Below are 10,477 nucleotides of genomic sequence, written 5' to 3' on the forward strand. Positions count from 1 at the left end.
TAACGGAACATTTGTGATGGATGAACCTGAAAGTATTGATGGAAAAGACCTTGGGCCAGATCCATATTCCACACTTTTAGCATCATTAGCAGGTTGTACTTTGTCTACTTTACGAATGTATATTGATAGAAAAGGTTGGGACATCCCAGAAATACATATTTCACTAAATTTATCTCAAGAAAACAATCCCGAATTAACTACAACCATATCAAGAACGATTACTTTTTCAAACACAATTGAAGAAGATATAAAAAGCAGGTTATTAATCATTACCGAAAAATGTCCTGTTTCTAAAATTCTAAAAAACACTGTTTTAATTAACACAACTATATAATTATGGACCCAAGAAACATTAAAAAAGAATATACAAATGGTGAAGTGACCATTGTGTGGCAATCTGGAAAGTGTACACATTCTGGAAATTGCGTGAGAAATAATCCTGATGTGTTTAAACCTAAAGAACAACCATGGATTACACCTGATAATTCAACAACGGAAAAAATTATTGAAACTATAAATAAATGTCCGTCTGGCGCTTTATCTTATTATTTGAATACAAAATAAATGGTTCAATTTCCAACTACCGTAAACGCTTCTTTGGAAAAAGTTTGGAAACATTTAATTCTTAAAATTGAAAAGCCAGAAAACTTTGTTCCAGGCGTAAGTGATGTAATTATTTTGGAAAAAAATGAAGATTTCGTTACCAGAAAAATGACAATTACAACAGCAGAAAATACCACAACTTTTATAGAAAAAATCACTTTTATTCCCTATAAAGTAAGGTTTCTGCTAATAGAACATCCGAAATTTGAAGGTTATGTAGATAACGACATTAAAGTTATTTCTGAAAACGAAACAGAAATGACTTTTACCATAAATTGGAAAGACAAAACAACTAAATTTGAATTTGATAATTCAGAAATGGTGAAAAACGCCGTATTAAAAACTAAAACTTTTATAGAAAATAACTAATGAGAAAAATCATCGCTTTTGCTGCTTCGTCAAGTAAGACATCCATAAATAAACAATTGGTAACGTATGCTGCCAATCAATTTGAAAATGCTTCCGTGGAAATTTTAGATTTAAACGATTATGAAATGCCAGTTTTTTCTGTGGATAAACAAAAAGAACACGGAATTCATGCTTTGGCAACCGATTTCTATGCGAAATTAGGAAGTGCCGATTTAATTGTGATTTCCTTTGCAGAACATAACGGAAATTACTCCACAGCTTTTAAAAATGTTTTAGATTGGACTTCAAGAATTAACGCCAAAACATTTCAGGAAAAAGAAATGTTGTTATTAGCGACTTCTCCTGGTGCTCGTGGTGGAAGTTCAGTTTTGGATATTGCCACCAAAAGATTTCCGTTTCAAGGCGGAATTGTAAAAGGAAGTTTTTCTTTACCAAGTTTCAATGAAAATTTTGATACTTCTAACGGAATTATTAATCCAGATTTAAAAAATCAGTTATTAGAAATTGTAAAATCTATCGAATTATAATAAAAATACTATTTTTGTTCTGGTTTTATAACAAATTAAACACAAAAGATGAAAGCATACATATTTCCAGGTCAAGGCGCACAATTTTCAGGAATGGGAAAAGATTTATATGAAAATTCAGCATTAGCAAAAGAATTATTCGAAAAAGCGAATGAAATACTGGGTTTCCGAATCACAGATATTATGTTTGAAGGAACTGCCGAAGAATTGAAAGAAACCAAAGTGACACAACCAGCCGTTTTTTTACATTCAGTAATTTTGGCAAAAACATTAGAAAATTTCAAACCAGAAATGGTTGCTGGACATTCTTTAGGAGAATTTTCTGCATTGGTTGCCAATGGTGCTTTATCATTTGAAGACGGATTAAAATTAGTTTCACAAAGAGCAATTGCAATGCAAAAAGCTTGTGAAATCAAACCTTCAACAATGGCAGCGGTTTTAAATTTAGAAGATAAAATTGTAGAAGATATTTGTGCTTCAATTGAGGGAATTGTTGTGGCAGCAAATTATAATTGCCCTGGACAATTGGTTATTTCTGGCGAATATAAAGCAGTTGAATTGGCTTGTGAAAAAATGAAAGAAGCTGGAGCAAAACGAGCACTGATTTTACCTGTTGGCGGTGCTTTTCACTCGCCAATGATGGAGCCAGCTCGAGAGGAATTAGCCGCAGCTATTGAAGCTACAACCTTCTCTACTCCTATTTGTCCCGTATATCAAAATGTAACAGCAAGTGCCATTTCTGACCCAAATGAGATTAAGAAAAACTTGATCATTCAATTGACTGCTCCTGTAAAATGGACACAATCGGTACAACAAATGATACAAGATGGCGCGACTTTATTTACAGAAGTTGGCCCAGGAAAAGTATTGGTTGGATTGGTTGGAAAAATCGATAAAGAAGCGGAAACTGCAAGTGCTTAGTTTTACTTTAAAATCAATAAAAAAACTCCAAATTCAATACTAATTTGGAGTTTTTTTATTTTTCTATAATTTCTTTCTTTTTATAATTAATGATAAAAACACCCAGAATAATTAACGCTGTTGCAATAATAAAATCACTAGTAATTACTTCGTCTAGGAACAACCAGCCTAAGAAAACGGCAATAACTGTATTAATATAATTTAAGATTGAAACCTGAATTGCAGTGACTCTTTTCAATGCATATAAGTAACAGAAGAAAGCCAAAACGGATCCAAAAACCGCTAAATATAAAGTAGCAAAAATACTTCGAGAACTCCACAAACTTACATCGACATTTGGAGAAAATATAAGTGCTAAAAAAAACTGGATAATAGTTGCAATCCCAAATTGATAAAACAAATTGAGTGCAATATTATTAGATTTATGAATATGCATTTTAGAATAAACCGTTCCTGCCGACCAACTTAAAATGGCAATACTCAAAAACAGAATTCCAGTTTTGTAGTTTGGTTCTAAAATAGCACCTAATCCATCTCTGAAAATAAAAACAACACCAAGAAAACCAATAATAACACCAATAAACCCTTTGATGCTTGGTTTTTGTAAACCAAATAAAATGCTTCCAATAAAAATAACAACTGGAGACAAAGCACTTAATATCGATGTCAAACCACTTGGAACACTTTTTTCGGCAATAGTCGTAAAACCATTGGCAATAACAATCATTAAAATTGATGGAATAAACTGAAGTTTAAAATTTTCCCAACCTATCCATGATAATTCTTTTTTGTAAAGTAAAATAACCATCACAATAATTGCAGCCAAACCTTGTCTCATCGAAGTAATGTACCAAGGTGGAATAGTTTCGACAGCAACTCGAATCCCAAAATAAGTGGTTCCCCAAACAATTGCCACTACAATTAGACAGAATAATAATTTGAAATCGGTTTTTTGATTCATTTTTTTTAGAGATAATAGATAAAATACGGATCGATGATAGATTTTAATTAAAATCTGCAATCCGCCTACTGCTTCCTAATCTTCCGTTCCCATTTCCAAGCACTTGCTAAAGCTTCTTCTAATGTAGATTGCGCTTTCCAATCCAAAACAATATTTGCTTTATCCGTATTTGCATAAGCAGAAATGACATCGCCTTCGCGACGAGGAACAATTTTATAAGGTAATTTTTGTTCAGAAACTTTTTCGAAAGCTGTAATAACTTCTAGAACCGAACTTCCTGTTCCAGTTCCTAGATTGAAAGTTTCTACTTTATCTAAATTTTTCTTATTTAACAATCGTTGTAAAGCAATAACATGGGCTTTTGCCAAATCGACAACGTGAATATAATCACGAATACACGTTCCGTCTGGCGTTGGGTAATCGTCACCGTAAACCGATAATTCTTTTCGTAAACCTATTCCTGTTTGGGTTATATACGGAACTAAATTTTGTGGAACACCAATAGGTAATTCGCCAATTTCGGCACTTGAATGCGCTCCAATTGGATTGAAATATCGTAATAAAACAGCTTTGATAGCACTGACTTTACAAACTTCGGTAATAATTTCTTCACCTATTTGTTTTGTATTTCCGTACGGAGAAACGGCTGGTTGTATGAGCGCATTTTCGGTAATCGGCATTTTTTCGGCTTGACCGTAAACCGTGCAAGACGAACTGAAAATAAAATTAGCCTCGGTTTTTTGTTGCAATTCTTGCAGAATATAAACCAATGTATTAATGTTATTTTCGTAATACAACAAAGGGTTTTCGACACTTTCACCAACTGCTTTTGATGCTGCAAAGTGAATTACGCCATCAACATCGTTATGTCTTTCGAAGAAATTTCGCACCAATGTTTTTTCTCTCAAATCTAATTTTTCGTACAAAGGCATTTTACCTGTAATGGCAAAAATTCCTTTCAAGACTTCTTCAGATGAGTTAGAAAGATTATCGATGATAACCACTTCGAAACCTTCATTTTGTAATTCTACAACGGTGTGAGAACCTATAAATCCCAGACCTCCTGTTACTAGTATTTTCATGAAATGTTTATTCGGTTAATCGGTTAATCAGTTAACCAAATTCAACTATTTTAAAAATTCCAAAACAGAATCGGTTATAAATTTTATTTGTTCGTCGTCAAGTTCCGTGTGCATTGGCAACGACAAAACTTCCTGAACTAATTGATTTGTGACTGGGAAGTCTTCTTCTTTATATCTAGAATCTAAATAGGCTTTTTGAGAATGTAGTGGAATTGGGTAATAAATAGCACATGGAATTTCTTTACTTAACAAATAATCCATCAAACCATTTCTGTCCGCATCGATTATTCTCAAGGTATATTGATGAAAAACATGACAATCGCAAACATCACAAATATTTGGTGCTACAATATTTTTATGTCCTTCAAAAGCTGCCGAATATTTTCTAGCCGCATCTTGACGAGCTTTACTATAAGTATCTAAAAGCGGTAGTTTTGCATTAAGAACTGCTGCTTGAATACTATCTAAACGAGAGTTTACACCTACAACATCATGATGATAACGCACATACATTCCGTGATTTACAATTCCTCGAAGCGTGTGAGCTAAGTCATCATCGTTTGTAAAAATGGCTCCACCATCACCATAACAACCTAAATTTTTAGAAGGAAAAAATGAAGTTGCTCCTACCTGACCTATTGTTCCTGCTTTCTTTTTTGTACCGTCAGAAAATTTGCAACTGGCTCCAATAGCTTGTGCATTGTCTTCGATTACAAAAAGATTATGCTCGTTTGCAATTTGCATAATCGCTTCCATATTCGCAGCGCGACCAAACAAATGTACCGGAATAATGGCTTTTGTTTTTGGTGTTATTGCTTTTCTAATGGCTTCAATATTAATGTTCATATTGTACATATCGACATCGACTAAAACTGGCGTCAATTGCAAAAGTGCAATAGTTTCGACAGTCGCTGCGAAGGTAAAATCGGCAGTAATGACTTCGTCACCAGGTTTCAATCCCAATCCCATCATGGCTATTTGCAAAGCATCGGTTCCATTAGCACAAGGAATTACGTGTTTTACATCTAGATATTCTTCTAGCATTTTTTGAAACTTGTGAACTTCTGGCCCGTTTATGTAAGTATTTGTATCTAAAACTTCCTGAATAGAAGAGTTTACTGTATCTTTTATTTTTTCGTACTGACTTTTTAAGTCAACCATTTGAATTTTTTTCATCTTTTTTATTTATGACAAAGTCTAATATTGAATACAAAAATAGGGATTTTAGAAGAATGAATTCAAACATATTTAAAAGAAAGTGTATTTTAGCATCAGAAATATTTTGATATGCTTTTTCTATATAATTTCATTGTTTATATTGCTAGTTTCCTGTTGCAAATTGTTGCTATTTTCAGTCCAAAAATTAAACTTTTTGTTGACGGTCGAAAAACTATTTTTACAACTTTACAAAGCAAAATAAGCTCAGCAGATAAGACCATTTGGTTCCATGCGGCTTCGCTAGGCGAGTACGAACAAGGCTTGCCCGTAATTGAAAAAATAAGAGAAAAATTTCCTTCTCATAAAATTGTGGTTACTTTTTTTTCTCCTTCTGGCTATGAAGTTAGAAAAAATAATACTGTTGCTGATGTTACCGTTTATTTGCCTTTAGATACCAAAAATAATGCACAACAATTTTTAAAATTAGTTCATCCAGAAATGGTTTTCTTTATCAAATACGAATATTGGCCCAATTATTTGAATGAACTCAAAAAACAGCATATTAAAACCTATCTAATTTCAGGAGTATTTAGAGAAAAACAATCTTTTTTTAAATGGTATGGCGGTTTTTATAGAAATGCTTTACAATCTTTCGATTACTTTTTTGTACAAAACGAAAGCTCTAAAAAACTCTTGCAAAGCATCGGTTTTAATAATCTGAAAATCTCTGGCGACACACGCTTTGACAGAGTAGTTTCAATTTTAGAACGTGACAATTCATTAGATTTTATCGAACAATTTAAAAACAATACAACAACTATTGTAATTGGAAGTTCGTGGCCAAAAGACGAAAGTTTATTGGTAAACTACATTAATCAATCATCAAATGAGGTAAAATTTATTATTGCGCCACACAATATTAAATCGGAACAAATTCAAGAATTGAAAAATTCCATTTCAAAAAAGACCGTTTTATTTTCAGAAAAATCAAATACAAATCTATCGAAATACGATGTTTTCATTATTGATACCATCGGGATTTTAACAAAAATATATTCTTACGCTGACATCGCGTATGTAGGTGGCGGTTTCGGAAATCCTGGTGTTCATAATATATTAGAACCTGCAACTTTTGGTGTTCCAATTGTTATTGGTCCAAATTTCACTCATTTTGCCGAAGCAACTGCTTTGGTAAATATGACTGGTTGTATTTCGATTTCTAATCAGAAGGAATTGAATGAAATTCTCGATAATTTAATTCAAAATCCAGATGAAAGATTTGAAAAGGGACATATTTGTAGCACTTTCGTGAATATGAATAAAGGTGCGGCAGATGTGATTTTGAAGCATATTTCTTAATCAAATCTTAAAAAAAATAACCCCATAAATTAAATTCATACATTGCACCCTTCAAAAAAATATTACTTATGAAATTTATCAAACTATTACTTCTATTATTTGTTATTCAAACGCAGGCACAACAAGGTGGCATGTGGATTCCTTCGTTGCTAAACGGAATGAACGAAACAGAGATGAAAAATTTGGGTATGAAAATCTCTGCCGATGATATTTATTCGGTAAATCATTCGAGCTTAAAAGATGCTGTTCCACATTTTAACGGTGGTTGTACTTCGGAAGTTATTTCTCCAAAAGGGTTAATTCTTACGAATCACCATTGTGGTTTCGATGCGATTCAGAACCATTCTTCTACACAACACGATTATCTAACCGATGGTTTTTGGGCTATGAAAATGGAAGATGAATTACCAAATGAGAATTTAGTAGTCACATTTATCGTAAGTATAAATGATGTAACTACTCAGGTTTTAGATGGTGTTGCATCGATTACTTCGGAAGCAGAAAAACAAAAGAAAATTCAGGAAAATATAACTAAAGTTTCTGGAAGTTTTACAAAAGAAGCTTGGCAAGAAAACAAAGTGCGTACATTTTTTGAAGGAAATCAGTACATTTTGTTCGTAACAGAAACTTTTAAAGATGTTCGTTTGGTTGGCGCACCACCAAGTTTGATAGGAAAATTTGGTTCTGATACCGACAATTGGGTTTGGCCACGTCATACAGGAGATTTTTCGATGTTTAGAATTTATGCTGACAAGAACAATCATCCAACAACGTATTCTAAAGACAATGTTCCATATACACCAAAACACTTTTTACCAGTTTCCTTAGATGGTATTCAGGAAGACGACTTCACAATAGTTATGGGTTATCCTGGAAAAACACAGGAATATTTACCATCATTTGCAGTGGCACAAATTGTAAACGAAACAAATCCTGCAAAAATAGAAATTCGTGATGCTGCACTTAAAGTGCAAGATGGTTTTATGCGAAAAGACAACGCCATCAAAATTCAATATGCTTCAAAATATGCTGGTGTAGCCAATTATTGGAAAAAATGGATTGGCGAAAGTCAAGGTTTGAAAAAATCGAATGCGATTGGTATCAAACAAAATTTCGAAAAAGATTTTCAGCAAAAAGTCATCCAAACTGGCAAACAAAACGAATACGGAAATTTATTGTCTGAATTTGAAAAGAACTACAAGGAAATCACGCCTTATTCTTTAAGCAGAGATTATTTCTCGGAAGTGGTTGTGAAAAATACCGAATTATTAAGCTTAGGATACAAATTATACCAACTGGAACAAGTATTTACAACCAAAGGCGAACAAGCATTTAATGATAGAAAAGAAAACCTAATTAAATCTCAAGAGGATTTTTATAAAGATTTTAATGCAACTGTAGACGAAAAAGTTTTCGAACAACTCATTGCTCTTTATGGAAACAAAGCGCCAAAACAGTTTCTGCCTGCTTCATTATTAAATATAGATTATAAAAAACTAACAACATCAATATATAGCAAATCGAAATTAGTAGATTATGCTAAGTTTAAATCACTTTTAAGTGGTGATGCAAAATCAGTCTTAAAAAAATTGAATTCAGACAAAGGTTACATTTTTGTAAAATCATTAGCGGATAATTACAGTAAGAATCTTGCTCTAAAATATGACGAAATCAACCTGAAAATAACTGCTTTACAAAGAACTTATATGAAAGCGCAGTTAGAATTATACCCAAACTCGCGTATTTTTCCAGATGCAAACAGCACTTTGCGTGTTACTTACGGAAAAGTGAAAGGTTATGCGCCAAAAGACGCTACTTATTACAATCCAGTAACTTACCTAGATGGAGTTATGGAAAAATATGTTCCCAGTGATTACGAATTTGATGTTCCAAAAAAACTAATTGAACTTTACAATAACAAAGATTATGATCAATATGCCGATAACGGAAAGTTACCCGTTTGTTTTATTGGTACAAATCACACAACAGGAGGAAACTCAGGAAGTCCAGCGATAGATGCCGAAGGAAATCTAATTGGATTAAATTTTGACCGTGTTTGGGAAGGTACCATGAGCGATATACATTATGATCCTTCTATTTGCCGAAATGTAATGGTCGACATGCGATATGTTTTGTTTATTGTAGATAAATTTGCTGGAGCAAAACATTTAGTTGACGAAATGAAATTGGTTCACCCAAAGAAAAAATAAGTCGTTAGAGTTCAATATTTTAAAAAATATTGAAGTTTTAGATATTTTTTTAAACTAGTAAAGTTTTGGCACAGAAATTGTAATTAAACTAGATGTTGACAAAGAGTAAAAAATTTTAAAAAAAAGTAAAAAAAAAGTTTTACATATTAAAAAATTTATATCTTTGCAAAGAATTAATAATTAACCTTTATAATTAAGTAAGATGAAAAAAATTGTTTTAAGTTTAGCTTTAGTAGCTATGATGAGTGTTTCTTTTGTATCATGTAAAGATGCTGCTGCTGAGGCTCCAGTAACTGAAGAAGCTCCAGTAATGGAAGAAGCTGTTGATGCTGCTGCTGAAGCTGTTGATACTGCTGCTGCTGCAACTGAAGCTGCTGCAACTGCAACTGAAGCTGCTGCAAAAAAATAATTAGAATCTAATTCTAAAAATTTTAAACCACGCCATTGGCGTGGTTTTTTATTTATAATAGTTTTTCTTAAAAACTATTATAACACTATTGTTGTTTATAAATTAGTCCGATTTCTACGCCAAAGCAATCGACGCTTTTAGAGAAGCGTTATTAGACAAATATATTAGCTAAGATTATTTATAACTCAGAAAAAAAATGTTCTAACTATTCCTTTTCCTCTAAACTATCAAAGAAAGCAAAATCATTATTAGAAAAGTCTAGTATTTCCGATTTAGAGGCATATTTTACAATTTCATCGATTCCTTTTTGCAACAGCAATTGTGTAGTATATTTTCGGCTAATAGCCATTTCTTTTTCGTGAATAATTAGTCTGAAAAAAAATTTACCTCTTGAGGATTTGAATTTTAAAAAAACAGCATCTCCAACAGATGCTTTTAAGAATTCTATTTCATTCTCACATTCAAATTTTAGTTCGAAGTTGTTACTCGTAAAAATAACTTTACCTCTTCTAGAAGTAAATTCAAATTTATACTCGTCGTTAATTCTTTTACTAATAACAAATGTGCTCATCTTTTTTGAATATAATTTGAAAGTACTAATTGATAAATGAATTAAAATAAAAAAAGCTCCAAACATAGTTTGAAGCTTTTGTACTCGGGACGGGACTTGAACCCGTACGACCATTACAGTCACTGGATTTTAAGTCCAGCGTGTCTACCAATTTCACCACCCAAGCGGTTTTATTTAACAAAAATCAAATATAATTTTTGTTTGGCATAGAGCGAAAAACGGGGCTCGAACCCGCGACCTCGACCTTGGCAAGGTCGCGCTCTACCAGCTGAGCTATTTTCGCGTTTTCAAATTTTAAAAAGAACCG

12 protein-coding genes and 2 tRNA genes are annotated in these 10,477 nt (G+C 32.6%); 8 read left to right on the forward strand and 6 right to left on the reverse strand.

Annotation, left to right across the window (positions count from 1 at the left end):
• The 5 genes from ACH2BG_RS01735 to fabD all read left to right on the forward strand — a co-directional run.
• On the forward strand, window positions 1-334 hold a 334-nt coding region (locus tag ACH2BG_RS01735), incomplete at its 5' end, for an OsmC family protein (RefSeq protein ID WP_395046009.1).
• 2 nt (window positions 335-336) lie between these two features.
• On the forward strand, window positions 337-564 hold the full coding sequence (locus ACH2BG_RS01740; RefSeq protein ID WP_395046010.1) for a (4Fe-4S)-binding protein: 228 nt from the start codon (window positions 337-339) through the stop codon (window positions 562-564).
• The gene (locus ACH2BG_RS01745; RefSeq protein ID WP_395046011.1) at window positions 565-972 is read left to right on the forward strand and encodes an AtaL-like protein; all 408 of its coding nucleotides are present in this window, start codon (window positions 565-567) and stop codon (window positions 970-972) included. It abuts the gene before it with no gap.
• Window positions 972-1,499: an NADPH-dependent FMN reductase gene (locus ACH2BG_RS01750; protein WP_395046012.1), complete on the forward strand. Its 528-nt coding sequence runs from the start codon at window positions 972-974 to the stop codon at window positions 1,497-1,499. Before ACH2BG_RS01745 ends, ACH2BG_RS01750 begins: the two co-directional genes overlap by 1 nt.
• A 48-nt stretch (window positions 1,500-1,547) precedes the next feature.
• A complete protein-coding gene (gene fabD / locus ACH2BG_RS01755; protein ID WP_395046013.1) occupies window positions 1,548-2,420 on the forward strand; it encodes an ACP S-malonyltransferase in 873 nt (290 codons plus the stop codon).
• A gap of 55 nt (window positions 2,421-2,475) precedes the next feature.
• Here the strand turns inward: fabD and ACH2BG_RS01760 are convergent, their stop codons facing one another.
• The 3 genes from ACH2BG_RS01760 to ACH2BG_RS01770 form a co-directional block, all read right to left on the reverse strand.
• Window positions 2,476-3,381 carry a DMT family transporter gene (locus tag ACH2BG_RS01760; RefSeq protein WP_395046014.1) on the reverse strand — a complete coding sequence of 302 codons (906 nt, stop codon included), beginning with the start codon at window positions 3,379-3,381 and terminating at the stop codon, window positions 2,476-2,478.
• A 65-nt stretch (window positions 3,382-3,446) separates the two neighbouring features.
• On the reverse strand, window positions 3,447-4,463 hold the full coding sequence (gene galE, locus ACH2BG_RS01765) for a UDP-glucose 4-epimerase GalE (protein WP_395046015.1): 1,017 nt from the start codon (window positions 4,461-4,463) through the stop codon (window positions 3,447-3,449).
• Between the two features lie 45 nt (window positions 4,464-4,508).
• Entirely contained in the window at window positions 4,509-5,639 is a 1,131-nt protein-coding gene (locus tag ACH2BG_RS01770; RefSeq protein WP_395046016.1) for a DegT/DnrJ/EryC1/StrS family aminotransferase, read from the reverse strand.
• A 111-nt stretch (window positions 5,640-5,750) separates the two neighbouring features.
• Here ACH2BG_RS01770 and ACH2BG_RS01775 point away from each other — a divergent pair, with 111 nt between their 5' ends.
• The 3 genes from ACH2BG_RS01775 to ACH2BG_RS01785 all read left to right on the forward strand — a co-directional run bounded on the left by ACH2BG_RS01775 (window position 5,751) and on the right by ACH2BG_RS01785 (window position 9,599).
• The gene (locus ACH2BG_RS01775) at window positions 5,751-6,980 is read left to right on the forward strand and encodes a 3-deoxy-D-manno-octulosonic acid transferase (protein ID WP_395046017.1); all 1,230 of its coding nucleotides are present in this window, start codon (window positions 5,751-5,753) and stop codon (window positions 6,978-6,980) included.
• A gap of 68 nt (window positions 6,981-7,048) precedes the next feature.
• A complete protein-coding gene (locus ACH2BG_RS01780; protein ID WP_395046018.1) occupies window positions 7,049-9,190 on the forward strand; it encodes a S46 family peptidase in 2,142 nt (713 codons plus the stop codon).
• 202 nt (window positions 9,191-9,392) lie between these two features.
• Window positions 9,393-9,599 (forward strand): hypothetical protein, encoded by a 207-nt coding sequence (locus ACH2BG_RS01785; RefSeq protein WP_395046019.1) that lies wholly within the window; start codon window positions 9,393-9,395, stop codon window positions 9,597-9,599.
• 205 nt (window positions 9,600-9,804) lie between these two features.
• Here the strand turns inward: ACH2BG_RS01785 and ACH2BG_RS01790 are convergent, their stop codons facing one another.
• From ACH2BG_RS01790 to ACH2BG_RS01800, 3 genes are all read right to left on the reverse strand, one after another.
• Entirely contained in the window at window positions 9,805-10,170 is a 366-nt protein-coding gene (locus ACH2BG_RS01790; RefSeq protein WP_091476438.1) for a DUF1508 domain-containing protein, read from the reverse strand.
• Window positions 10,171-10,251: 81 nt separating this feature from the next.
• Window positions 10,252-10,336, reverse strand: a tRNA-Leu gene (locus ACH2BG_RS01795).
• A gap of 44 nt (window positions 10,337-10,380) precedes the next feature.
• Window positions 10,381-10,453, reverse strand: a tRNA-Gly gene (locus ACH2BG_RS01800).
• Window positions 10,454-10,477: the final 24 nt, after the last annotated feature.

Origin of the sequence: Flavobacterium sp. (genome assembly GCF_043779715.1) — a bacterium.
In the GTDB taxonomy this organism is placed as follows: domain Bacteria; phylum Bacteroidota; class Bacteroidia; order Flavobacteriales; family Flavobacteriaceae; genus Flavobacterium.

Coding starts and splice junctions, on each gene's coding strand:
- ACH2BG_RS01745 (WP_395046011.1), top strand. CDS start 565: ATGGTTCAATTTCCAACTACCGTAAACGCTTCTTTGGAAAAAGTTTGG.
- fabD (WP_395046013.1), top strand. CDS start 1,548: ATGAAAGCATACATATTTCCAGGTCAAGGCGCACAATTTTCAGGAATG.
- ACH2BG_RS01775 (WP_395046017.1), top strand. CDS start 5,751: ATGCTTTTTCTATATAATTTCATTGTTTATATTGCTAGTTTCCTGTTG.
- ACH2BG_RS01790 (WP_091476438.1), bottom strand. CDS start 10,170: ATGAGCACATTTGTTATTAGTAAAAGAATTAACGACGAGTATAAATTT.
- ACH2BG_RS01785 (WP_395046019.1), top strand. CDS start 9,393: ATGAAAAAAATTGTTTTAAGTTTAGCTTTAGTAGCTATGATGAGTGTT.
- ACH2BG_RS01770 (WP_395046016.1), bottom strand. CDS start 5,639: ATGAAAAAAATTCAAATGGTTGACTTAAAAAGTCAGTACGAAAAAATA.
- ACH2BG_RS01760 (WP_395046014.1), bottom strand. CDS start 3,381: ATGAATCAAAAAACCGATTTCAAATTATTATTCTGTCTAATTGTAGTG.
- ACH2BG_RS01780 (WP_395046018.1), top strand. CDS start 7,049: ATGAAATTTATCAAACTATTACTTCTATTATTTGTTATTCAAACGCAG.
- galE (WP_395046015.1), bottom strand. CDS start 4,463: ATGAAAATACTAGTAACAGGAGGTCTGGGATTTATAGGTTCTCACACC.
- ACH2BG_RS01750 (WP_395046012.1), top strand. CDS start 972: ATGAGAAAAATCATCGCTTTTGCTGCTTCGTCAAGTAAGACATCCATA.
- ACH2BG_RS01740 (WP_395046010.1), top strand. CDS start 337: ATGGACCCAAGAAACATTAAAAAAGAATATACAAATGGTGAAGTGACC.